The organism is Methylomonas koyamae (assembly GCF_006483455.1).
In the GTDB taxonomy this organism is placed as follows: Bacteria; Pseudomonadota; Gammaproteobacteria; order Methylococcales; family Methylomonadaceae; genus Methylomonas; species Methylomonas koyamae_B.
In genome coordinates this window covers 1-22,771 of record NZ_PPPU01000050.1, presented here as the reverse complement: position 1 = coordinate 22,771, position 22,771 = coordinate 1, and the positions used below count along the sequence as shown (strand labels likewise).

Genomic DNA, 22,771 nt, shown 5'->3' with positions numbered 1-22,771 from the left:
ACAGGCCTACATGGTATGATTGGAAAGTTTCGCCGACTGAAATTCGGAAGTTATTGCGCGTTTTTCCCCGCTCGTTGAGACGACTCTAACACGCAGCAGGCAGAAAAACCATAAACAGCGTTTTCGGCAAGGAAAACACCGGTAACGCATCAATCAGTAGACAGGATCTGGATAGCTATGATTAAAAACGCCCAGAAAATCAATTCAGTACACATGCTTTACGACGCCGACTTGTCTCAGGACAGTTGCGGGGTCGGCTTCATTACCCGCAAGGACAGCAAACAGACCCACGAACTGCTGCTGAAATCGCACGAAGCACTCTGTACCATTCCGCACCGCGGCGGCATGAGCGCCGAGGGCATCGGCGACGGCGCCGGGGTCAATATCGACCTGTCTTTGAAGTTTTTCCGTAAAGTCACCGGCAACCCAAGCTTGATATTGGGCCAATTCGGCGTAGCCAACTTCTTTTTTCCGGAAGACCACACCCATTACGACTCCGAAGCGCAAAAACTGGTCGAGGAACACCTGAAAGAATTCGAGCTACCGGTTTTGAAATGGCGTGAAGTGCCGGTCGATACCTCGGTATTGAACGCTGCCGCGGTCAAAGCCCAACTACCGATCAAGCAGCTGATTTTCGGCCGGCCGGCGTCGTTGCAAGACGCCAGCCACGAGGCATTCGAAAAACACATCCAGCAGGCCCTGCTGGCCATCGAAGCCGACGGCTTCAATCGTCCGGAATTGCAGGGCTTCTACCCGCTATCCATGAGTTCGCGCACTCAGGTGTATAAAGGCCGCTTGAATTCGTTCGAGGTCATCCCTTACTTCGTCGACCTGTACGACGCCGACCACGAAATCAGCACGCTGTTCTTCCACACCCGTTTCTCGACCAACACCGCGCCGGCGACGATGATGGCGCAGCCGTTCCGTTATATGGCGCATAACGGCGAGTTGAACACCGACAAGAAAAACCGCTTGAGCGAAAACGCCATCGCCCGGCAAAATAACAAGCACATCGTGTTTCCGTGCGGCCAGTCTGACTCCGGCCGTCTCGATCAAACCCTGACCCGTCGCATCAACGAAGACGAGCTCGACATCGTCACCGCAATCCTGGCGATGATGCCTCCAGCCTGGGAAAACGACCCGACCCTGTCCGACGAAGTTCGCGCCATGCTGGAATATTTCAGCTTGTACGAAGAAAAAAACGACGGCCCGGCAGCGCTGATATTCAATGACGGTACCCGCGTCGGCGCCCGCCTGGATCGTTTGGGCCTGCGGCCGCTGCGTTCGGTCGAAACCGCAGACTATCTGGCCGTAATGTCGGAAGCCGGCCAAATCGACTTCCCTCCCGAACAAGTATTGCGCCGAGGCCGGATTGAGGCCGGCGGCATGCTGTATTTCGACCACAACACCGGCGAGTCTTACGACAGCCACCAGGTCATGGCGCGTCTGGCTAGCGAAAAAGATTACAAGGCGATGTTGGCGCAGCGCTGCGTGCACATGGATCAACTGCCGAAAGTGGAACTTTCCGAGATCGGTAGCGACCACGCGCTGAACACAGAACAGTGCCACACTGCGTATTCTCTGAACCAGGAAAGTTTCAAATTCCTGCTGGATCCGATCCTGCAAACCGGCCTGGAAAAAGTCTCGGCGATGGGCTACGGCCTGACCCCGAACGCACTGAGCTCGGCCGAGGGCGGCATGTCGCGTTATTTCAGCCAGCGCTTCGCTCAGGTCACCAATCCGCCGCTGGATTCGCTGCGGGAAAGCGACGGCATGACGCTGCGCGTCGCGCTGGGTGCCAAACCGACCTTCGCGCCGCCGACCAGCAAACAGTTGATGATCGAATCGCCGATTCTACAGCGTACGCAACTGGAACAAATCCGCCGCCAAACCTTGGTCAAAACCGTGACCCTGGATATGCTGTATACACCCGACTTCGACGATGCCGCGCGCAACGAACAAGCACTGGAACACGCATTCCTGGCCGTGTGCGAGCAAGTCGAGCAAGCCGCGCGCAACCATACCGGCATCATTGTTCTAAGCGACGCCAACATCGGCCAAACCCGCGCAGCGATCCCGGCCTTATTGATGATCGCCGCCGCTAACCAGCATCTGGTCAAACAGGGCCTGCGCTTCAATTCATCCATCATCATGGAAACCGGCCAGGCCGCCAGTCCGCACGATGTAGCGACGATTTTGGGTTTCGGCGCGTCGGCAATTTGCCCACTCAGCGTGCATAACCGGGTCATGACCGAATATGCCGACGAAACCGGCCGCAAAAAAGCCCTTTACAACTTCCAGAAAGGCGTCGAAAAATCGCTGATGAAAACCATGGGCAAATTCGGCCTCTGCACTGTGGAAAGTTACATCGGCGGCGAGTTTTTCGAATCCAACTATCTGGACACCGACGAGCCGAAATTAAAACCCTATTTCCCGAACATCAACTCCTCGGTCGGCGGTGCGCGCTACGCCGACATCGCCGCCAGTTCCCGCGAATGGCACCATAAAGCGCTGTCGGTGCAAAGCGAAAACGACATCCCGTTCCTGGGCCTGTTCAAAGAACGTCAGGACGGTGCCGGACACACCTTCGGCAATACTGCGGTGCGCGAATATATCGCGATGACCGACGAGCCGATTCTGTATATCCCGCAGCAACAGGCTAACGAAGCCAGCGATAATGCTTACCGCGATTTCGGCTACGAAAAACGTACGCCGGCGCAAATCGACGCTTTCGGCATTACGCCGGCCTATCGCAGCTTTACTCGCAATCTGGCTCAAGAGCGTGCCCACCGGCCGGCCGCGTTGCGTGACGTGATGGAATTCCCGGTCGATATCGCGGACGCTGAGACCCAAGCCGATTTCGATCGCCTGCTCGGCAGCCAAAACCTGCATGGCAATAACAACTTTCTGGTCCGCGGCTTGAAAGTTTCGCGCACTAACGGCGCCGTGTTCAAAATCGAATTGACCGAAAACTCGAACAAATCTCGGCTGGAGCAACTGGCGGAACATCTCAAATCACGTTTCGCCGACCAGGATTTCTCGGTCGCCATCGAAGCCGACAGCCTAAATGCACGGATCAACGATACCGACAGCATACTGTATTTTTACCTGAGCAACCTCCGCATCAGCCGCGAGCGGCTGGACTTAGCGAAGGTTCAACCGGCGCACGAAATCACCCCAACTTTTGCTTCCGGGGCCATGAGTCACGGCGCATTGTTGGCCGAGGCCCACGAAGCGGTCGCGCAAGGTACCAACATTGCCGGCGGTATGAGCAACTCCGGCGAAGGCGGCGAACACTCCAGCCGCTTCGGCACGATTCGCTCCAGCAAAATCAAACAATTCGCGTCCGGCCGTTTCGGGGTTTGGGCCGGTTATTTGGCCGACCCGAATCTGGAAGAAATCGAAATCAAAATCGGCCAAGGCGCTAAACCGGGCGAAGGCGGCCAATTGCCGGCGCCGAAAGTCTCGGTGGAAATCGCAGCCTTGCGCGGCGGTACGCCGAAAGTCGAACTGGTCAGCCCGCCACCCCACCACGACACGTACTCGATCGAAGACTTGGGCCAATTGATTCACGACGCCAAAGCCGCCCGGGTTAGGGTCGTCGTCAAACTGGTTTCCTCCGAAGGTATCGGCACGATCGCCGTCGGCGTCGCTAAAGCCGGCGCGGACGTCATTAACGTCGCCGGGAACACCGGCGGCACCGGCGCCGCGGCGGTCACCAGTTTGAAAAACACCGGCCGCTCGCCGGAAATCGGTATCGCCGAAGTCCACCAAGCCTTGGCCGTGAACGGATTACGCGATAAGGTCACGTTACGCTGCAGTGCCGCGCACCAGAACGGCACCGACGTGGTCAAATCGGCAATCCTCGGCGGCGACTCGTTCGAATTCGGCACCACCGCATTGATGATGCTGCGCTGCGTGATGGCAAAAAACTGCAACATCCGCTGCCCGGCCGGCCTGACCACCGCCCACGAGGAATTCAAAGGTGATCCGCGCGTGTTGGCGCAGTTCTTCATGAATCTGGCCCACGAAGTGCGGGAAATTCTGGCCGACCTGGGTTACACCAGCCTAAAAGAGATTCGCGGTAAAACCGAGCTGCTGCATTTAATCAACCATCCGAGCATGATCGGGCAGTTGCATCTGCAAAAACTGTTGGCGGAAGTACAGGAAATCAAAGTCGAAAAGCCGATATACCTGGAAAAAGACTTTACCATCGACGATCTGATCTTCGCGCAAGTGAAAACAGCTTTGTTCGAACAAGGCCACAAGCAAGTCGTGGTCGAGGGCAGCGAGTTCAAACTCAACAACCGCAACAAAACCGTCGGCGGCCAAACCGCGATCGATATCGAGCGCTTATTGCACTATGAAATGAGCGCCGAGCAAATCGCCGCCAGCCAAATCGTGTACACCAATCAACACGGCCGCCGTTATCTGGCGGACGATACCGTCATTGTTCGCACCCACGGTTCGGCGGGACAAAGTTATGCGGCATTCAATAATGACGGCATGCGCATGGAGCATACCGGCACTTGCAACGACGGCGTCGGTAAAACCGCTTGCGGCGGCGTAATCGTGATCAAGTCGCCCGGCGGCGGCTCGAATAAACCTGGCGAAAACGTATTGATCGGCAACTTTGCCTTGTTCGGCGCCTCCGGCGGCAAAGCCTTCATCGAAGGCGAGGCCGGCGACCGCTTCGCGGTGCGCAATTCCGGCGCGATGGCGGTGGTCGAGGGCGTCGGCGATTTTGCCTGCGAATACATGATCAACGGCGCGGTCCTTAACCTGGGCGGTTTCGGTAAAGGTTTCTGCACTGGCATGTCCGGCGGCAACGCCTACCAATACGACCCCGAAGACCGACTGGAAGAACTGTACGACGACAGCTCGGTCAGTATCCATCGATTGACCGACGGCGGCGAAGTCGCAGCCAGCCACGAACAGTTCATCCGTTATATGCTGGAGCAACACGTCGAGCATACCGGCTCAACCAAAGCCAAAGCGATTCTCGCCGATTGGGAACAACAACGCGGACATTTCAAATTCGCGCTGCCGCTGTGGCTGAATCGTACCCAAACCGCGGAGTATTTGAGCAAATCTCTGGACCGAAAAGCGATGATCGAAGAGCTGTCGGTGGCATTCGCGCAAAACCAGATCGAACAGATCAAGCAAGCGCACAAAACCGGTAATGCTTTGTTCAACGGCGCCATACCCGGCTACGGCGAAACCGACAGCGAGTTGACGCTGAAACTGATCAACAGCTATGCGGTGGTTGACAAGGCCCAGCAAATCGCTCGCGACCAGCTGATCAAAGCCAATATGCCTTTGACCCAAAGCTTGATCGATAAATACGCGGAGAAACTATTGATGGAGCGTCCACGCAAATTGCAAGACGCATTGGTGAAAAACATTCGCGAGGCCTACAGCCAATACGACGATCAACAATTGGCGACGCTGATGGCGGAAAAGCGCTTGAACGACTATAAGACCACGTTGAAACTGCGCGACGTCCAAAGCATTTATTCAATAGGCTCCACCGCCTGGATTATCGAGCAGGACCGCTTCAACCGCCAAGCGCTGGCGGGCGTGCCAACCATCGACAAGAATTTGGCCAGCCTGGAAAGCCTGAGCATCGTCAAGGAAATGCTGGAAAGCGAAGCTGCATAACCTTGGCCGGTCGGGTTACAGCGCATCCGCGCTATGAATTAAACACCCGGCCAAACTGGATTAATAGTTTAACGGGCCGCCGTAGTGCGGCCCAAAGTTGGTAAAGAAATGAAATCACCTTTTATCCCCGAAAACGCGCCTTATTCCGATATTCAACGTGCCTGGCTCAGCGGATTTTTTGCCGGCATGCATAGCCATATGGTGCAAAACTCGAATAGCAGCAACCAGAGCAATAGCAGAACCTTACATATTTTGTTCGGCAGCCAGACCGGCAATTCCGAGGGTGTAGCTCATGACGCCGCCAACCGCGCCAAAAGCCACGGCTTGGTACCGGTAGTCAAAGGCATGGACGAAATCGATATCAGCCAGTTAGCCAAAATGGAATATCTGCTCATCATAACCAGTACGTATGGCGAAGGTGCGATGCCCGATAACGCCGAAATGCTCTGGGAAGCCGCCAAAGCAGAGTCAGCCCCCCGTTTGGAAAACATCAAATACTCTATCTTGGCGTTGGGCGACACCAGCTACGACTTGTTCTGCCAAGCCGGCAAGGATTGGGACGAGCGCTTGGCGGCATTAGGCGCGCAACGCTTGTTCGACCGGGTCGATTGCGACGTCGATTTCGAGGCCCCCGCCGAGCAGTGGCTCAGCGAAGTAATCCCCTTGATGGCAGAAGGCGCCGCCACCGTCGCCGTGCTGGATACCGATAATCGCGCCGCAGCCAAACCGGCTTATAACCGCAAGAATCCGTTCCCGGCCAAATTGATGGTCAACCGCTTGCTGACAGCCGAAAACTCGTCCAAGGAAACCCGCCATTACGAAATCTCCATCGCCGGTTCCGGACTCAGTTACGAAGCCGGTGACGCGATGTGCGTCATACCTAGCAATTGCCCGCAATTGGTTGCCGATATCGTCAAAGCCCTGGGCTGTACCGGCGGCGAAGACGAGCCGGTCAACGGCGAATTGATGACACTATCGGAGGCGCTGCGGACCCATTTCGAAATCAAAACTCCAAGCAAAGAATTCGTCGAGGAAATCGCGAAGCGTTCCGGCGACCAGGAACTTAACGGCATCCTGCAGGCCGGCGACAAAGAGAAAATATCCGATTATTTGTGGGGCCGCGATACGCTCGACCTATTATTGCAATTTCCGGCCGTCGAATTTTCCGCCGCCGAATTTCTAGGCCTATTAAAACCGCTTCAACATCGGGCCTATTCGATCTCTTCCAGCAGCAAACTGACTCCGGACACCGTGCATCTGACCGTGGCCAGCGTGCGTTACGACGCCCACGGCCGCCATCACAAAGGCGTCTGTTCGACCTATCTGGCCGACTTGGCCGACAGCAACAGCGACGTTAAAATTTTCTTTACGCCGAACAATAACTTCCGGGTTCCGAGCGACGATAGCCTGCCTATGGTCATGGTCGGCCCCGGTACCGGTATCGCACCATTCAGAGCCTTCCTGCAAGAACGCCAAGCGCGCAATGCCAGCGGCAAAAACTGGCTGTTCTTCGGCGACCGCAACGCCTCGACCGATTATATTTACCGCGACGAAATCGAAGCGATGCAAGCCAGCGGCCTGTTGACCAAGCTCGACCTGGCTTTCTCCCGCGATCAAGCCGAGAAAATCTATGTTCAGGACCGGATGAAACAACACGGCGCCGAGTTGTTCGCTTGGTTGGAACAGGGCGGCTATTTTTTCGTTTGTGGCGACGCTTACCGGATGGCAAAGGATGTCGATCAAGCCTTGCACGACGTCATTCGCGAGCACGGCAAAATGAGTTTGGTTGAAGCTGTTGAATACGTTAACGGCCTGAAAAAAGACAAACGTTACGTCAGAGACGTTTACTGATCGAACCAACCAATCCAACTCGGTTCGTTTCCACATTTTCCTCCGACAATCCGCCTAGGCAAACTCTACTTACCTAGGTGGATTGTACGCCAACCTGAAATGGTTTAATGAACCCGGACACTTCTAAAGGCAGATTTTATACTGTCAGCAGAGGTGATCATGACGAACGAGAAAAAACACAACCGCCCTAAATATAGCCTGGAATTTAAGCAGGATGCCGCCAAGTTGGTTCTTGAAAAAGGTTACAGTCAGCAACAGGCAGCCGAACATCTGGGCATATCGTTAAGTGCTCTTGGGCGGTGGGTTCGGGTGGAACGTAAACCGACAAGCCAGGATTCAACGGTGAAAAAAACCGGTTTAAATCTGGCGGATCAAGACGAGTTGACCCGGTTACGCAAGGAAATTGAACAGTTGCGAATGGAGCGCGAAATTTTAAAAAAGGCCGCTGTCTTCTTTGCGAAAGAAGCCGAATAAAGTACGGGTTTATTCAGGCGCAACAGAAGACGTATCCAGTGACCGCGCTTTGTCGAGTGATGCAGGTGAGTACCAGTGCTTATTATCAGTGGTTAAAAATCCCGCAGGATAGCGACAAATATCAACAAGATCAAAAAGTTGCCGAAAAAGCCAAGCAGATTTTCATCGACAATAAGCAGTGCTTTGGTTCACGTCGTTTAGCGGATCGTTTGCAAAAACAAGGCTTTGCCGTTGGGCGCTTTAAAATGCGGCGCATCATGCGGGATTTAAAATTGCTGGTTCGCTACCCCAAACGCTTTAAAGTCACGACCGATAGCAACCATAACGAAGCCATTTCGCCCAACCGATTAGATCGGCAATTCCAAGTGGCCAAGCCCAATCAAGTCTGGACGACCGATATTACTTACGTCTGGACCCTGCAAGGCTGGCTGTATGTCGCGGTGGTGATCGATTTGTTTTCCCGCCAAGTGGTGGGCTGGGCCATTGACGACCACATACCCACAGGGCACAAGTGCGCACGTCACTGTGCGTCAAGGCATTGCAAATGGCTTTCTGGCGTCGCAAACCCGCGCCGGGTCTGCTACATCATTCGGATCGTGGCAGCCAGTATGCGAGTCGGGAATATCGTCAGCATTTAGCAGTGATGAAGATGGAACAGAGTATGAGCCGCAAAGGGAATTGCTGGGACAACTCCCCAACCGAACGCTTTTTTCGCAGCTTGAAGCATGAGCAACTCAACTACGAAAAATTCAAAACCCAAGAGGCGGCGAAACTGAGCGTGATCGATTATTTGGCTTTTTATAATGGCCGCCGGTCACACTCAACATTGGCCTATTTGTCCCCGCTCGAATTCGAACGGGAATTTCATAGAAACGCTGCCTAAACAGGTGTCCGGTTTTAGTTGACCATTACAACCATCCTATTTTTACTTTTCCAACCGATTGGCCTACCCTACTGTTTGAGGCGAATAAATATCGCTCTATAGCGGTCTTGACATGCCTCCGATTACGACAAGGACAGCGCTACGGCATGTTCAGCATTGGCATCATTACTGCTAATCTAACTCAAGCCTTTTTCAGACAAAGGCTGATATTTCGCTTCGGACAATCAACAATGACATTAATCGATGAAGCTAAGATTTCCGCAACCGGAAACGACGTGATCGACGACGATCACGTCGAATTTATTCAGCTTGTCAATCAATTGGAAAAGGCAGACAACCCCGAGTTTGCACAACTGTTTCGGCTGTTACACGAACACGTAGTGGCACACTTCGAACGCGAAAACCAATTGATGGCACAATGCGGATTTCCGGCGGAAAGCGAACACAAAAGCGAACATCAACGAGTATTGTCCGAATTCAAACAATTTCAATCCAGAGTCCATAAGGGACTAGTCGGGTTCGGCCGCGCCTTTGTCCGGGAGCGCTTGCCGGGATGGTTCGCCGTACACGTAGCGACGATGGATAGCGTATTGGCGAGTTATATTCGGCAATATCAGGCATAGCCTGTTATGGATGCGAACGGCAGTCTGCAAATTATCGAGCGGTTTTACGCAAAGGCCGAATGCGAGGAGATTTACCGGCGTTTCATGCTCGACCACGATTGGCCGGTCAACGTCTACACCGTCGGCGGACGCCGTTTTGCGCTGCCGCGCTTACAAACCTGGCATGCCGACTCGGGCATTCGTTACAGTTACCGTTACAATCTGTTGGAAACCCGAGCATGGACGCCGCTTCTAGTCGAGATCAGGCAACGAATCGAAGCTTATCTGAATATTTCGTTTAATTCGGTATTGGCCAACCTCTACCGCGACGGCAACGATTACGTGGGCTGGCACGCCGACGACGAGCCGGAACTGGGAGAGCGACCCTTTATCGCCTCTTTAACGTTCGGTACGGCGCGCAACTTTGCGTTTCGCCATAAAAAACTCGAGCAGCAAGGCGAGGTTAAATTGGCCGACGGTGCATTGCTGATTATGCACCCCGAATTTCAACGCGATTGGCAGCATAGCTTACCGCGGGATTCCGGACTTGACAGCGGCCGAATCAATTTGACTTTCCGCAAGGTTATCTCGCCTTAACCGGGGCTTCCAGCTCTTGCTAACCGCATCGCCGTTCAAGAATGTTCGGCGGGGGCCGCTTGCGCTTGTTGAGCCTCAAACTTCTTTCTTTTATCGCACTTCTCGGTACAAATACAGTTACCTGTCCCGCCGCAGGAACCTTTGATCGCGTTTCGGCCGAAAATGACCCCAACCGCCATGATAGCGATCACGACCAGCATGAATAAAAACGTCGCAAGAAAATAACCCATATCGATTGTCCAGTTATATAAGCCTTAGAAACGAAAAAACGAGGGACGACCTAATCGCCCCCCGTTTTTGTCTACCCGATCAAGCTGCGGTTAGCCGCCGAAGTCGTCCAAGAAAATGTTTTCTCTGTCGACGCCGTTAGCCACCAGCATATTGATCACCGAGGAGTTCATGATCGGTGGACCGCACATGTAATACTCACAGTCTTCCGGGGCCGGATGGTTTTTCAAGAACTCTTCGTACAGAACGTTGTGGATGAAGCCGGTATAGCCTTTCCAATTGTCTTCCGGCAGCGGATCGGACAATGCCACGTGCCATTTGAAGTTTTCGTTCTCGGCTTGCAGCATGTCGAAATCTTCAACGTAGAACATTTCACGTTTGCTACGCGCACCGTACCAGAAAGTAATTTTGCGTTTCGACTTCAATCTGCGCAATTGATCGAAAATATGCGAACGCATTGGCGCCATACCGGCACCGCCGCCGATGAAAACCATTTCGGCGTCGGTATCTTTAGCGAAAAATTCGCCGTACGGACCCGATACCCAAACTTGGTCGCCCGGTTTCAGGTTGAAGATGAACGAAGACATGATGCCGGGCGGCACGCCTTCCGGGGCACTTGGCGGCGGCGTGGCGATACGCACGTTCAGCATAATTTCTTTCTCTTCCGGATAGGAAGCCATCGAGTAGGCGCGCAAAGTCGGTTCTTTTACATCCGACACATAACGCCACAGATTGAATTTATCCCAATCCGGCCGGTACTCGTCAGCAACATCCATATCCGCATATTTGGAAACGTGTGGCGGACACTCGATTTGAATGTAACCGCCGGCGCGATAGTTGATCGCTTCGCCTTCCGGCAATTGCAATACCAGTTCCTTAATGAAGGTCGCGACGTTGTCGTTAGATTTGACGGTGCAAAGCCACTTTTTGACGCCGAATACGCTGTCTTCGACCTCGACCGCCATATTGGTTTTCACCGCGACCTGACAAGCCAGGCGCTCGCCGTGGGCCGCTTCACGCTTGGTGATGTGCGACAACTCAGTTGGCAGAATATCGCCACCGCCGCTATGCACTTTTACCTTGCACTGACCACAAGAACCGCCACCGCCACAAGCCGACGATACGAATAACTGGTTGTCGGACAACGCATTCAATAATTTGGAACCGGCCGGCACGTGAATCTTCTTCTCGTTATTGATCAGAATTTCCACATCCCCGGCGGCCACCAGTTTGTTTTTCGCGCCGATGATCAGGAACACCAGCGCAATCACGATAGCCGTGAAGAAAATAACACCTAATGCAATTTCTAGCATTACGATACCCTTTTACAATTGAATTCCAGAGAAAGCCATGAAGCCCAAGGACATCAAGCCTGCTGTGATGAAGGTGATGCCCAGGCCTTGCAGCGCGGCAGGCACATCGCTGTATTTCAGTTTCTCGCGAACACCGGCCATCAAGGTGATAGCCAACGCCCAACCAAAACCGGAACCGATACCGTAAACCACACTCTCGCCGAAATTGTAGTCGCGTTCGATCATGAACAAACTACCGGCCAGAATAGCGCAGTTAACGGTAATCAAAGGCAGGAAGATACCCAGCGCGTTGTACAAAGCCGGTACGAACTTATCCAGGAACATTTCCAGAATTTGCACGATCGCGGCGATCATACCGATACAGCTCAGCAAGCTCAAAAAGCTCAAATCCACGCCGGTGATACCCAGCCAAGCCAAGGCATCTTCTTTCAACAAAGTTTGATAGATGAACTGGTTGGCCGGTACGGTCAAGGTTTGCACCACCATTACCGCGATGCCCAAACCCATGGCGGTGGCTATCTTCTTGGACACGGCCAAGAAGGTACACATACCCAGGAAGAACGACAGAGCTAGGTTTTCAATGAAAACCGCTTTAACAAATAATGCGATATAGGCGTCCATTAGTGATGCCCTCCTTCACCGTGAGCAATAGCCATTATTTTGAACTCATTGTGTTCGACTTGTTTGGGTTTCCAGGTACGGAAGGCCCAAATAATCAAGCCGATAACGAAGAAAGCGCTGGGCGGCAACAGCATCAAGCCGTTCGGCACGTACCAGCCGCCGTCTTTGACCAGCGGCAGAATTTCGATGCCCAACAACTTGCCCGATCCCAGAGTTTCGCGCACCAGCGCCACCAGAATCAGAATCAAGCTGTAGCCGGCGCCGTTACCGATACCATCGATAAAGCTTTGCAGCGGCGGATTTTTCATCGCGTACGCTTCGGCGCGCCCCATCACGATACAGTTGGTGATGATCAAACCGACGAATACCGACAGTTTTTTGCTGACATCGAACGCGAAGGCTTTCAGCAACTGGTCGACCACGATTACCAGCGAAGCGATGATGATCATCTGCACGATAATCCGGATGCTGCTCGGCGTGTGCTGGCGCACGGCGCTAATCGCCGCACTGGAGCAGGCTGTAACCGAAGTCAGAGCCAACGCCATGATCAACGAGGTCGACATTTGCGAGGTCACCGCCAACGCCGAGCAAACCCCCAACACCTGCAAGGTGATGGGGTTGTTATCGACCAACGGTTCAAATAATACTTTTTTGGTTTCTTTGTCCATGACGACTCCTAACCGTTTGCTTTGATTTTGTTCAGGTAAGGCGCAAAACCTTCCGGCCCCATCCAGTACAGGATCAGATTGCTGACGCCGCGGCTGGTCAAAGTCGCACCGGCCAAACCGTCGACCTTGGTCGCAGCATCCGGACGACTATTGTCGACCGTGCCTTTAACCAAGGTCAAAGCCACTTCGCCACTGTCACCGTAAACTTTCTTGCCTTTCCACAGCGCACGCCAGTTCGGGTTGACCACTTCGCCGCCCAGACCCGGAGTTTCGCCTTGGTCGTACAGGTTGATGCTTTGCACGGTTTGGCCGTCGGCATCCAAAGCGAGGAAACCGTACATGGTCGACCACAAACCGTAACCGTTGATCGGCAAAATAATGGATTGCAACTTATCGCCGTTCTTGACCAGGAATACCTTAGCCAGCTTGGCTTTGGTACGGATGCTGGCGATGTCTTTTTCCGGCGGAATCACTTCGTTTTGCGCAGGATCCTTGGCAGCTTTGCGTTGGTCGTATTCGTCGACGTTACCGTCCACGTATTCGCCGGTCGCAATGTCGACCAATTTGGCTTCGATCCGTTCTCTGAAAGCTTGGTCGATATCGGTACCGTCTTCCAGCAAGCCTGCAACATCCAGAATATTCTTCTTCATGTCCAGGGCCTTGTTATGGGACTGCAAAGGCCGCAACGCCACGGTGGCTATCGATACCAAAACCGCGCAGACCAAACACAGCGCCAGCGCGACGTTAACCGTTTTTTCCAGACTATCGTTGCTTAATGCCAGGATGCGGTCGGCATAAACCCGGAACTGCGCGTAGTACTTACACAACTGCTCGTTAAAGTTATTGGTCTTGTTTTCGGCATTAGGCATGACGTTTGATCCTTCTTCTGATATTCGCTTGAATCACAAAATAATCAATCAATGGTGCGAACATATTGGAGAACAGAATCGCCAGCATGACGCCTTCCGGAAAGGCCGGGTTGATTACGCGGATAATGATGATCATGACGCCGATCAGCACGCCGTAGATCCAGCGACCGATATCGGTATTGGCTGCAGAAACCGGATCAGTAGCCATATAAACGGTACCGAAGGCAAAACCGCCCAATACCATGTGCCAGTACCAGGGAATCGCGAACATCGGGTTGGTGTCGCTGCCGATCACGTTCAACAAGGTCGACATGCCGATCATGCCGATCATGACGCCACCCATGATGCGGTAAGAAGCGACGCGGGTATACAACAGGAACGCAGCACCCAGCAGACAAGCCAGAGTCGACGTTTCGCCCATCGATCCGGGGATGAAGCCCAGGAAAGACTGAAACCAACCGAAGCTACCGGTGATGGCGTCCAATCCGCCGGCCGAAGCCAGAGACAATGCTGTCGCACCACTATAGCCGTCAACCGCAACCCAGACCGAATCGCCGGAGATTGAAGCAGGATAGGCGAAAAACAGGAAAGCACGGCCGGTAAGTGCCGGATTCAGGAAGTTTTTACCGGTACCGCCGAATACCTCTTTACCCAACACGATACCGAACGAAATGCCCAAGGCCACTTGCCACAGCGGAATACTGGCCGGCAGGATCAAGGTATACAGCATTGACGAGACCAGGAAGCCTTCGTTGACTTCGTGTTTACGTACGGTGGCGAACAACACTTCCCAGAAGCCCCCAACCGCCAACGTGACGATATAGACCGGGAAGAAATACAACATACCGTGCACCAGACAGGAAAACGGATTGTAAGGGTTATAGCCGAACAAGGCCATCGGAATGCTACGCCAGCCGTCGATATCGGTTGCGCCGATTTTCTGCATCGCCAGATTGGCTTGAAAGCCGGTGTTATACCAAGCCATCAAAATGCAGAATGCCGTGGCGATGACGACGAAAGTCATCGTCCGCTTCAGGTCGTTACCGTCCCGGACATGAGTAGTACCGCGCGTTACATCGGACGGGGTATACATGAAAGTATCGACCATCTCGTACAGGCCGTAATACTTTTCGAATTTGCCGCCTTTTGTAAAATGCGGCTCTATGCTATCTAATAAGTCTCTAGCCGACATTTATCCTTCCTTCTCGATTTTGGTTAAATTTGCTCTGAGCACCGGCGCAAAATCGTGTTTACCGGGATCGACGAAAGTGAACAGGGAGACGTCTTCCTCGTTCAATTCCAAACAGCCCAGGGCTTGCGCAGTATCGGTATCGCCGACGACAATCGCTTTCAACAACGGTGTCGGCAGAATATCCAGAGGCATGACGGATTCGTAAATTCCGACCGGGACAATGGCCCGGTTACTACCGTTTTTATCGGTAGTCAGTGGAAACAGGCGTCCCGATTCACGATCTTTGGATGAGACATAGACGTTCAAAGCCGAATATTTGTCTTTGCCCGGCACGATCCAACCAAAAAATTCGCGGTCGCGACCTTCTTTCAGTGCGGAAACCTGCAGTGCATAAGTACTCAGATAGGCAAACGGTCCGGCAGCTTCGTGCCCGTAAAGCACGGAACCGGAAATGACGCGATTCTCGCCGTCTTCCAACTCGCCAGCCGCCAGCTCCAACAAGTTAGCGCCAACTCGAGTCTTGACCAAGCGGGGCTTTTTAACCGTCGGACCGGCCAGAGACACAACGCGCTCGACGTTCAGCTGACCGGTAGTGAACAGAGCACCGATAGCGATCACAGCCTGATAATCGATGTGCCACACGAATTTGTGGACATTGACCGGGTCGATGAAATGGATGTGCGTGCTGGGCAAACCGGCGGGATGCGGGCCGGCAAACTCAGCGGTCTGCACGCCGGCAACTGCAGAAATGTTGGCGCCGGCCGCTTTACACAAATAGGTCTTGCCGGCCAGTTTCGAAATCACGGTCAAACCGTTGGCGAAATCGCCGGCTCTGTCGGCTATCACTACCGCCGGATCGGCTGCTAAAGGACGGGTATCGATTGCGGTGACGAAGATAGAACTCGGCGTCGAATCGGCCGCCGGAACTTTACCGTAAGGACGAGTCACGAACGACGTCCACAAGCCTGATGCTTGCAAATTCTGCTTGATTTGTTCGGCAGACAATCCGGCCAACTCGGACTCGGCATACTTGCTGAACTTTTCGTGCTGGTCGCCTTTCAACTCGATCACCACAGATTGCAGCACCCGCCGATCACCACGGTTGATGGCTTTGACGACGCCCGCCCCGGGCGAAGTGAAATTTACGCTGGGATTTTGCTTATCCACGAACAGAGCTTGGCCCACTTTCACCTTGTCCCCTTCCGCGACCAGCATTTTCGGCTTCAGCCCGACGTAATCGGCGCCCAACAGCGCGACCGATTTGACGGCGTTACCCTCGCTTATTTGCTGTTCGGGCTTACCCGTAATGGGCAAATCCAAACCTTTCTTTAGTGTAAATTGCATAGTTAATACGCCTGCTCTCCAGACAAATTTCAGCAAAAAGCCCCCTTGGACACAGCATTCCTCGAGAGCAGTTGAAAACTTAAAACCTTGCCATTACATCACAAGTTATCGGCTTTCTCAACGATAAATCCCGAGCCGCAAGCCAGGAAAAGCCGCTTGCCAAACCGTCTGAAAAATGATTACCGGAATCAAATTTCCACGACCTTATTGATGTCGAAACCGGCGACGGTTTTCCGCCCCAAATACCCGCGGGTATTGCTCAAAATCCGGGCGTCGGCGATCCGGTAGTCGCCCAAATTGTGCACATGCCCGTGAAACCAGGCGGCAATTTCGTACTCGTGGAACAGCGGCTTCAGGTCGTTGCAATAGGCGATTTTTTTGATCACGTTCGGCGAATCGATCCAACTCCATTCGGTCGGCGCATGGTGAGTCACTACCACTGTTCTTCCGGGATAAGGATCAGCCAGCCGCTGTTCCAGCCAAAGCCGCGATTCCTGGTGCAATTCGACGAATTGCTCCGGCCGAAACGCTTGGTGGCCGAACAGAATCTTACGAAAATCGTTCAACGATCGACCAAGCGCCTCGGCCTTGTCCAAACCGTCGACGAACAAATCGCTCCACAGGGTGCACCCTAAAAAACGCACCCCCTGAAACACGAACTGCCCCTTTTCCAGAAACCGAATTTGGGTGTTGGCACACTGCTCCCGCAGCATCTCCAGCGTTTGCCGATACTCGTAGCCGTAAAACTCATGATTACCGGCAACGTAAATTACCGGCTTGCCTATTGCCTTCAACCATTCCACGCCTTGACTGAAAACACCGATGTCGCCGGCAGCGACTACGATATCGGCATCCGTATCCGGCAAAGCTTGGTCGCCAAACTCTAAGTGCACATCAGAGAAGTAATTTATCCGCAAAATTTTTCCGTCCCGTGGCTATGGAGGTATAATTTTAATCCTAAGTGAATTACTTGGTATTTTTAAACAACTCGAGTTCCTGAAAACACAATTCTATGTCGATTAGCCCCAGAAAACACACCCAACAGGTTTTGGTAGGTAACGTTAAAGTCGGCGGCGGCGCGCCGATCGTAGTTCAATCCATGACCAACACCGATACAGCTGATGTTGCAGGAAGCGTTCAACAAATCATGGAACTAGCGACCGCCGGCTCGGAAATCGTCAGAGTCACAGTCAATACCGAAGAAGCCGCCAAAGCCGTTCCGGAAATCGTCAACCAACTGGAACAAAAAGGCTTTTCAGTACCGATTGTTGGCGACTTTCACTTTAACGGCCACAAACTGTTGGAAAAGTACCCGGACTGCGCTCAAGCCCTTGCCAAGTACCGCATCAATCCTGGCAACGTCGGCAAAGGCAAAGCTCGCGATCCGCAATTCCAGCAAATGATCGAATTTGCGATTCGCTATAACAAACCGGTCCGGATCGGCGTTAACGGCGGCAGCTTGGACCAAGCGGTATTGACCCGCTTGCTGGACGAAAATCGCCAGCTAGCACAACCCAAAGAGCTGCCTGCCATTACTCGGGAAGCGATCATTCTGTCGGCACTGGAAAGCGCCGCCAAAGCCGTCGAACTTGGACTGGGCAAGGACAAAATCGTGCTGTCTTGCAAAATCAGCAACGTGCAGGAGTTGATCAGTATCTACCAAGACATCTCCAGTCGTTGCGACTACCCCCTGCATTTAGGCTTGACTGAAGCCGGTATGGGCTCGAAAGGCATCGTCGCCTCCGCCGCCGCTTTGGGCGTATTGATGCAGCAAGGCATCGGCGACACCATCCGCGTCTCCCTAACACCAGAGCCCGGCGCCTCACGTACGAAAGAGGTTATCGTCGCTCAGGAAATTTTGCAAACCATGGGCTTTCGTTCGTTCACGCCAATGGTCATCGCCTGCCCGGGTTGCGGCCGTACCACCAGTGATTATTTCCAACGCCTGGCCCAGGATATCCAAGCTTTCCTGCGCGATCAAATGCCAATCTGGAAAGACAAATACAAAGGCGTGGAAAATATGGAAGTCGCAGTAATGGGCTGCGTCGTCAACGGCCCCGGCGAAAGTAAGAACGCCAACATTGGCATCAGCTTGCCGGGTAGCGGGGAGTCCCCTGTCGCGCCGGTATTCGAAGACGGCGTCAAGACCGTAACCTTAAAGGGCGACCATATTGCCGAGGAATTCCAAGCACTAGTCGAACGCTACATCGAGACGCACTACAGCGCCCAGTAACTCCCCGACCACAAAAAAGGCGGCTTTTCAGCCGCCTTTTTTATTGCCTGTCAGCCGGGTTGACCGTCGATCCGCGGCGATGTCAGTATCGGCGCATAATAAAAAGCGAATAACGAAAACGCCGCCAACCAGCTGTAGCTGGAAATCATGACAAAGCCGCCGTACCACGCCGGCAGCAACGCCGGAAACATTACCCTGAACAGCGTCGCGATATTCAACAGTAAAAACGCAATCGCCACTACATTCGAGGCCTTCAGCGCCCGCCCGGTATGCCCCAACGCCACCCTTGCCATCATCCCCAGCGTCAATACGCCGATACCGCCGACCGTAAAGGCATGCAGTGCCAATACCGGTTGAACCCAGGCAAATGCCGACAAGGCCACCAAGCCGAATCCGAGTATTAACCAACCGTAACCGATGTATAACACCCATAACAACGGCACGTACCAGATCCGCGCGTTGTACCAAGCGGACACCCGCAACACATTGATAACCAGAGCCGCAATTGCCGCAACCGCCAACACCACACCGGAGACGTCAAACATCAGCAACCCAAAAACCGCCACGCCGGCAGCGACCGCAGCCAAGTCCAAAGCAGGATTGCGGATGCAAATCACACCTGACAATCCGCGTTCGGTAAAAAACGGAAATACCCGGCCGGCGATTACCAAAATCATCGCCACCACTACCGCAACTACCAGCGTCAACCCCAAGCCGGCGCTGGTTGCCGACACACCCAAAATCTGAGCGTGCATCAAGCCGTTACCGAGCGTCAGCAACAGTAATAAAGCGATAAAAACCAGATTTTTGAAATTGCCAGTCTTCAACAAGGGTCGGGCCACGAAATAAGCCACCGCCGGCAGGAACAGCATATCGACAACCGCGATCAATCCGTCCGGCAGCAAACCCGAATAAAACGGCAATACCCGGCCGTATATCCATAAAAAACTCAATGAGGCCAATTGGTCCGGGTTGACGGTTTGCAAACCGGTCCAGTTTCTGACGGCGGTCAGCAAAAAACCGGCGATCACCGCCGCGGTGTAACCCAACAACATCTCATGCGCATGCCACAGGCTACCGACGAAGTAATTGTCGATATGCAAGGCGCCTATGGACATCGAATTCCATAGTGCAATCAAAGCCAGCGCCGATAAACCCGCTAGCGCAAAAAAAGCGCGAAAGCCCATTGCAAACAGCGGGTAATCAAAAACCGGTTTGTTATTCATGCGCCCTTTCCTCCAGCCAGTCGAGTTCGTTATCCGAGAAACCGGCGATTATACGCACTTCTCGGTTAAATGGCCCTTTGGGTTTCCCCTTGTAATAACCCAAAATCAAATCCTTATAATGCTGCTCGTGGGGCAGTCCCTGCTGCCAGGCCAGGCTCTTGAACCAATACGAACCGCGCTCGACATGGCCAATTTCGTCGGTATATATCCGCTCCAATATGGCCACGCCGTCCGCATCGCCCATCGCCGCCAGCTTGTCGCGCATGCCCGGCGTGACGTCCAATCCGCGCGCCTCCATGCACCGCGGCACGATCGCCAATCGGGCTAAAATATCTTCCACCGTATCTTCCGCATGAGACCACAAGCCTCCGTGCGCCGGCAGATCGCCGTAATCGCAGCCCAATTGCCTTAGCCGGTTGCGGATGAGTTGGAAATGTTGCGCCTCCTCATCGGCAATCAGTAACCAATCGCGGTAAAAATCGTCGGGCAAGCCGCGAAAGCGGTAGATAATGTCCCAGGCCAGATAGATTGCGACGAATTCGATATGAGCCAAGGCATGGAAAAAAGCCGCCTTGCCTTCGACGGTATCCAAGCGCCGTTTTGGCATGTCGCGCGGCATCAATAATTCCGGTTTTGCGGGGAAGACCGTAGCAGCGATCGGCAATGCCTCGCCGACCGGCGCAAAAGACAGCCGATTTTCCGCCAATAGTTGGCGGGCCTGGAAGGTAAAGGCAAGTTTTCGCTCGATATCAGCGTCGAACAGACACCGCTCGGCAAATTCGAACACTGATTTCATCTGGAATTAAGACGGGATTTGATCAATTCAGAAACTCAATCTATCAACGGAAATTGAGATGCACGATATACGTCATACTTAAGCAAGCCCGTTCAAACCGGAAGCCGTACCGCTAAATGTCGTGCAAAAACGGGGAGGATGGGCTAACTGAATATGGCAAGGTATGCGCATCTATCAAGCGAACACCTTAAACCCCATGTTGGCAACGCAAAATCTTGTTTAGAGAAATACGACACTTCAAATATAGAGCGCAGTAAAAAATCAAGTAAGTCATTGAAAATATTGGTTGGGGCCGAGGCATCAGAACCCACGACACTTACTCCCAGTCAATTAGCGCCTTTTATTAGAAAATAAAATCAACAACTTGTAAATCTCGCAATTTTAAAGTTCTACTACAGCGAGACCAATATCAATGTCGTATCCATCTTGCAGTACTAGATTTTTACTACACTGGCGCGCTAAAGGTCTTAGCGCCGATCAGGGAGAACCTAAGCTCTGTTGAGCCAAGGTAACGTGCGTCGATGAACGGTGGGGGCGCCACAGGCAGGGATAGCGCGCTTTCTTTTTGCCGATTTTTCCCAGCAGAATCCCGGAAAAATCAGCAACATCGCCCCGACCGCTCACGCCTTCTGCGGCTCCGGTTCGTGCACATCACCTCGTTCGACCCAACAAGCGGATCGAAACATTGGCTCTCGCATGATTTGACGCCGTTTCACGACGCCTTGCAGGTTTTCTGCGCTTCGCTGCGAATATCCGGCCGGCGCTACGGCTATCTCGAACTAAAAATCTTCACTTCGCTCGCGCTCCGTTTCCAAGATTTTCAGCAGGTAAGTGGTAATCACTCTTCGATCCAGATCAACTCGACCCGCCGGTTTTCGGATTTACCGGCTTCGGTTGCATTGTCGCCGACTGGCCGGGTTTCGCCATAGCCCTTTGCGGATAATCGGTTGGTAACACCTTTTGCCTTCAGGTATTCAACAACCGAATGCGCCCGCCTTTGCGACAGTTTCATATTGTAGGAATCACTACCTTCGCTACTGGCATGGCCTTGCACTTCAATTTCATTTTTCTGCGGAAACGCGATCAAATCCCTGGCTACGCCGTCCAGCAGTTGTTTGGCGTTTTCGCCGAGTTCGGCGGAATCGTATTTAAAATGCTGGCCTTTCAGTATCAACCGAACCGCGCAACCTTTGATGTCGACCGTGGCGCCTTTGATAGTCCCTGGGCATTTGTCCAGACAATCGTTGACGCCGTCGCCATCGGAATCCAACGTGCTGCAATCGGGTTTGGGCGCCACCGCGAACGGCACTGGCGCGGCGCGGGTGTCAGTCTTCGCCGCATATTTGGGTTTATCGCCAAACGGAATCACCACGCCTAAATTGACGGTCATGTCGTGAAATTCGTCGGTGCCGGCTTGAACATGGGCGTTCAAATTATTGTTGTAGCGGTAACGCACATCGCTGCGTATCAACAAATTGTCGTTAACCTCATAACTGGCACCGATACCGGCCTCGCCGATAAAACCGATACCGCAGTTGGCGGAGGCGCAGGTGTTCATGCCGCCCAAACCCACCACCGCATAAGGCGAGAATTTATCGCGGAACAAATAGTACTGTACATCGGCACTCCCGCCGGCCAGATCCCACGGACCGTTATCGCCGCCAAAGCCTTGATAAAAACCTTTTATCTCGACGTTAAAATGCTGATCGATGATTTTACCGACGCCGACACCGCCCCCCCAACCGTCGCTCGCACGCCTGTCGCCACCGCTGTTGATAAAGGTTGCAAACGGCGCAACATACCAGCGGTTATCTTGATATTGATCCGCGGCGCGCACCTGCGGCACCATTGCCATGCCGACTAAAGAGGCGAAAGGCAGTAAGTGTTTATTCAGCATAATCTTTCCTTTAAGTAAAAAATGGGAACACGTAAATGGCGTCGCCGATCAGACCAGCCATCCCGACTCGCTTAACTTTCTCGACGATCTGTTGTAAAAAAGCTGTCAAGTAGCTTATTCGCAACAGAGATAGACTGTCGGTACGGTAACGCACATAAGCACACTGACCTCCAGTTTCTAAGCAAACACCCATTACTTCCTCAACACAGACGTCGCGGCATTACCGGCTTGGTACTTTATGTACGCTAGCGCACCGACTGATTCCGGAATAACCCGTTAAAGTGATCTCAAGGTCTCAGAGAGCCGGCCCCAAAAA

At 53.2% G+C, this 22,771-nt stretch carries 19 protein-coding genes; 8 read left to right on the top strand and 11 right to left on the bottom strand.

The genetic code is table 11. The annotated features are described in order from the left end of the window. Nucleotides 1-177 precede the first annotated feature (177 nt). The 7 genes from C2U68_RS18750 (at nucleotide 178) to C2U68_RS18720 (ending at nucleotide 10,068) form a co-directional block, all read left to right on the top strand. A complete protein-coding gene (locus C2U68_RS18750; protein WP_140913999.1) occupies nucleotides 178-5,661 on the top strand; it encodes a glutamate synthase-related protein in 5,484 nt (1,827 codons plus the stop codon). Nucleotides 5,662-5,769: 108 nt separating this feature from the next. After that, nucleotides 5,770-7,512 (top strand): sulfite reductase flavoprotein subunit alpha, encoded by a 1,743-nt coding sequence (locus tag C2U68_RS18745; protein WP_140913998.1) that lies wholly within the window; start codon nucleotides 5,770-5,772, stop codon nucleotides 7,510-7,512. Between the two features lie 159 nt (nucleotides 7,513-7,671). Next, complete coding sequence (locus C2U68_RS18740) at nucleotides 7,672-7,986, top strand: transposase (RefSeq protein ID WP_140913997.1); 315 nt, start codon at nucleotides 7,672-7,674, stop codon at nucleotides 7,984-7,986. Continuing rightward, nucleotides 7,983-8,624 carry an IS3 family transposase gene (locus C2U68_RS18735; protein ID WP_140913996.1) on the top strand — a complete coding sequence of 214 codons (642 nt, stop codon included), beginning with the start codon at nucleotides 7,983-7,985 and terminating at the stop codon, nucleotides 8,622-8,624. Before C2U68_RS18740 ends, C2U68_RS18735 begins: the two co-directional genes overlap by 4 nt. Next, nucleotides 8,531-8,869 carry an integrase core domain-containing protein gene (locus tag C2U68_RS21330; RefSeq protein WP_313901422.1) on the top strand — a complete coding sequence of 113 codons (339 nt, stop codon included), beginning with the start codon at nucleotides 8,531-8,533 and terminating at the stop codon, nucleotides 8,867-8,869. Before C2U68_RS18735 ends, C2U68_RS21330 begins: the two co-directional genes overlap by 94 nt. A gap of 230 nt (nucleotides 8,870-9,099) precedes the next feature. After that, nucleotides 9,100-9,492, top strand: a complete 393-nt coding sequence (locus C2U68_RS18725; RefSeq protein ID WP_140913994.1) for a bacteriohemerythrin — start codon at nucleotides 9,100-9,102, stop codon at nucleotides 9,490-9,492. 6 nt (nucleotides 9,493-9,498) lie between these two features. Further along, complete coding sequence (locus C2U68_RS18720) at nucleotides 9,499-10,068, top strand: alpha-ketoglutarate-dependent dioxygenase AlkB family protein (protein ID WP_140913993.1); 570 nt, start codon at nucleotides 9,499-9,501, stop codon at nucleotides 10,066-10,068. A gap of 35 nt (nucleotides 10,069-10,103) precedes the next feature. Here C2U68_RS18720 and nqrM read toward each other — a convergent pair whose 3' ends face one another. The 8 genes from nqrM to C2U68_RS18680 all read right to left on the bottom strand — a co-directional run bounded on the left by nqrM (nucleotide 10,104) and on the right by C2U68_RS18680 (nucleotide 17,220). Next, nucleotides 10,104-10,298 carry a (Na+)-NQR maturation NqrM gene (gene nqrM / locus C2U68_RS18715; RefSeq protein ID WP_140913992.1) on the bottom strand — a complete coding sequence of 65 codons (195 nt, stop codon included), beginning with the start codon at nucleotides 10,296-10,298 and terminating at the stop codon, nucleotides 10,104-10,106. Nucleotides 10,299-10,388: 90 nt separating this feature from the next. After that, nucleotides 10,389-11,609, bottom strand: a complete 1,221-nt coding sequence (gene nqrF, locus C2U68_RS18710) for an NADH:ubiquinone reductase (Na(+)-transporting) subunit F (protein ID WP_140913991.1) — start codon at nucleotides 11,607-11,609, stop codon at nucleotides 10,389-10,391. A gap of 12 nt (nucleotides 11,610-11,621) precedes the next feature. Continuing rightward, a complete protein-coding gene (gene nqrE, locus C2U68_RS18705) occupies nucleotides 11,622-12,230 on the bottom strand; it encodes an NADH:ubiquinone reductase (Na(+)-transporting) subunit E (protein WP_140913990.1) in 609 nt (202 codons plus the stop codon). Next, nucleotides 12,230-12,898: an NADH:ubiquinone reductase (Na(+)-transporting) subunit D gene (locus C2U68_RS18700; protein ID WP_054759006.1), complete on the bottom strand. Its 669-nt coding sequence runs from the start codon at nucleotides 12,896-12,898 to the stop codon at nucleotides 12,230-12,232. Before C2U68_RS18700 ends, nqrE begins: the two co-directional genes overlap by 1 nt. Nucleotides 12,899-12,906: 8 nt before the next feature. Next, complete coding sequence (locus C2U68_RS18695; protein WP_140913989.1) at nucleotides 12,907-13,767, bottom strand: Na(+)-translocating NADH-quinone reductase subunit C; 861 nt, start codon at nucleotides 13,765-13,767, stop codon at nucleotides 12,907-12,909. Next, nucleotides 13,760-14,959 (bottom strand): NADH:ubiquinone reductase (Na(+)-transporting) subunit B, encoded by a 1,200-nt coding sequence (locus tag C2U68_RS18690; RefSeq protein WP_140913988.1) that lies wholly within the window; start codon nucleotides 14,957-14,959, stop codon nucleotides 13,760-13,762. Before C2U68_RS18690 ends, C2U68_RS18695 begins: the two co-directional genes overlap by 8 nt. Next, nucleotides 14,960-16,303, bottom strand: coding sequence for a Na(+)-translocating NADH-quinone reductase subunit A (locus C2U68_RS18685; RefSeq protein ID WP_140913987.1), 1,344 nt, complete (start codon nucleotides 16,301-16,303; stop codon nucleotides 14,960-14,962). A 188-nt stretch (nucleotides 16,304-16,491) separates the two neighbouring features. Beyond that, nucleotides 16,492-17,220: a metallophosphoesterase gene (locus C2U68_RS18680; RefSeq protein WP_140913986.1), complete on the bottom strand. Its 729-nt coding sequence runs from the start codon at nucleotides 17,218-17,220 to the stop codon at nucleotides 16,492-16,494. 95 nt (nucleotides 17,221-17,315) lie between these two features. Here C2U68_RS18680 and ispG point away from each other — a divergent pair, with 95 nt between their 5' ends. Then, on the top strand, nucleotides 17,316-18,536 hold the full coding sequence (ispG, locus tag C2U68_RS18675; RefSeq protein WP_140913985.1) for a flavodoxin-dependent (E)-4-hydroxy-3-methylbut-2-enyl-diphosphate synthase: 1,221 nt from the start codon (nucleotides 17,316-17,318) through the stop codon (nucleotides 18,534-18,536). A gap of 50 nt (nucleotides 18,537-18,586) precedes the next feature. Here the strand turns inward: ispG and C2U68_RS18670 are convergent, their stop codons facing one another. From C2U68_RS18670 to C2U68_RS18660, 3 genes are all read right to left on the bottom strand, one after another. After that, nucleotides 18,587-19,762, bottom strand: a complete 1,176-nt coding sequence (locus tag C2U68_RS18670) for an NnrS family protein (RefSeq protein ID WP_140913984.1) — start codon at nucleotides 19,760-19,762, stop codon at nucleotides 18,587-18,589. Further along, nucleotides 19,755-20,558 (bottom strand): ferritin-like domain-containing protein, encoded by an 804-nt coding sequence (locus tag C2U68_RS18665; protein ID WP_140913983.1) that lies wholly within the window; start codon nucleotides 20,556-20,558, stop codon nucleotides 19,755-19,757. The genes C2U68_RS18670 and C2U68_RS18665 overlap by 8 nt, the downstream gene beginning before the upstream one ends. A gap of 838 nt (nucleotides 20,559-21,396) precedes the next feature. Further along, entirely contained in the window at nucleotides 21,397-22,455 is a 1,059-nt protein-coding gene (locus C2U68_RS18660; RefSeq protein ID WP_140913982.1) for an OmpA family protein, read from the bottom strand. Nucleotides 22,456-22,771: the final 316 nt, after the last annotated feature.

Bases quoted from the DNA above. Each gene is read 5' to 3' on its own strand.
- C2U68_RS18750 (WP_140913999.1), top strand. From the start codon at position 178: ATGATTAAAAACGCCCAGAAAATCAATTCAGTACACATGCTTTACGAC.
- C2U68_RS18745 (WP_140913998.1), top strand. From the start codon at position 5,770: ATGAAATCACCTTTTATCCCCGAAAACGCGCCTTATTCCGATATTCAA.
- C2U68_RS18740 (WP_140913997.1), top strand. From the start codon at position 7,672: ATGACGAACGAGAAAAAACACAACCGCCCTAAATATAGCCTGGAATTT.
- C2U68_RS21330 (WP_313901422.1), top strand. From the start codon at position 8,531: ATGGCTTTCTGGCGTCGCAAACCCGCGCCGGGTCTGCTACATCATTCG.
- C2U68_RS18725 (WP_140913994.1), top strand. From the start codon at position 9,100: ATGACATTAATCGATGAAGCTAAGATTTCCGCAACCGGAAACGACGTG.
- C2U68_RS18720 (WP_140913993.1), top strand. From the start codon at position 9,499: ATGGATGCGAACGGCAGTCTGCAAATTATCGAGCGGTTTTACGCAAAG.
- nqrM (WP_140913992.1), bottom strand. From the start codon at position 10,298: ATGGGTTATTTTCTTGCGACGTTTTTATTCATGCTGGTCGTGATCGCT.
- nqrF (WP_140913991.1), bottom strand. From the start codon at position 11,609: ATGCTAGAAATTGCATTAGGTGTTATTTTCTTCACGGCTATCGTGATT.
- nqrE (WP_140913990.1), bottom strand. From the start codon at position 12,230: ATGGACGCCTATATCGCATTATTTGTTAAAGCGGTTTTCATTGAAAAC.
- C2U68_RS18700 (WP_054759006.1), bottom strand. From the start codon at position 12,898: ATGGACAAAGAAACCAAAAAAGTATTATTTGAACCGTTGGTCGATAAC.
- C2U68_RS18695 (WP_140913989.1), bottom strand. From the start codon at position 13,767: ATGCCTAATGCCGAAAACAAGACCAATAACTTTAACGAGCAGTTGTGT.
- C2U68_RS18690 (WP_140913988.1), bottom strand. From the start codon at position 14,959: ATGTCGGCTAGAGACTTATTAGATAGCATAGAGCCGCATTTTACAAAA.
- C2U68_RS18685 (WP_140913987.1), bottom strand. From the start codon at position 16,303: ATGCAATTTACACTAAAGAAAGGTTTGGATTTGCCCATTACGGGTAAG.
- ispG (WP_140913985.1), top strand. From the start codon at position 17,316: ATGTCGATTAGCCCCAGAAAACACACCCAACAGGTTTTGGTAGGTAAC.
- C2U68_RS18670 (WP_140913984.1), bottom strand. From the start codon at position 19,762: ATGAATAACAAACCGGTTTTTGATTACCCGCTGTTTGCAATGGGCTTT.
- C2U68_RS18665 (WP_140913983.1), bottom strand. From the start codon at position 20,558: ATGAAATCAGTGTTCGAATTTGCCGAGCGGTGTCTGTTCGACGCTGAT.
- C2U68_RS18660 (WP_140913982.1), bottom strand. From the start codon at position 22,455: ATGCTGAATAAACACTTACTGCCTTTCGCCTCTTTAGTCGGCATGGCA.